A 519-nucleotide genomic window follows, 5' to 3' on the forward strand; every position below is an offset into this window, starting at 1 on the left:
GCCACGATCACGTTTGGCGTGGGCTATGTGCCGGGCACAGTGGTGCAATCGACCGCGTTTGCGGTGCAGGGCGATGACGTCTACAAGGATGGCGCCACCGAGACACTGACCATTACAGGCACCAACGGTGGCGGCAACTTCGAAAATCTGGACACCACAGCCACGGCAGACGTGGTGGTGGCCGATACACCTGACACGGTCAAAGTGACCTTGGTGGGCACCAACGCCGTTGAAGGCAGCACGAACGTGACCGTGGGCGGCAGCCTTGACCATGCCCCACAAACCGAACTGGTGGTGACGCTGAGCAACGGCGCCACGATCACGTTTGGCGTGGGCTATGTGCCGGGCACAGTGGTGCAATCGACCGCGTTTGCGGTGCAGGGCGATGACGTCTACAAGGATGGCGCCACCGAGACACTGACCATTACAGGCACCAATGGCGGCGGTAACTTCGAAAATCTGGACACCACAGCCACGGCAGACGTGGTGGTGGCCGATACGCCTGACACGGTCAAGGTG

1 protein-coding gene is annotated in these 519 nt (G+C 61.3%); it reads left to right on the plus strand.

Annotation, left to right across the window (positions count from 1 at the left end):
* Positions 1-519, plus strand: a 519-nt coding sequence (locus tag H9646_RS18305) for an immunoglobulin-like domain-containing protein (protein ID WP_225214324.1), incomplete at both ends; no start/stop codon positions are given.

The organism is Comamonas avium, assembly GCF_014836675.1.
In the GTDB taxonomy this organism is placed as follows: domain Bacteria; phylum Pseudomonadota; class Gammaproteobacteria; order Burkholderiales; family Burkholderiaceae_C; genus Comamonas; species Comamonas avium.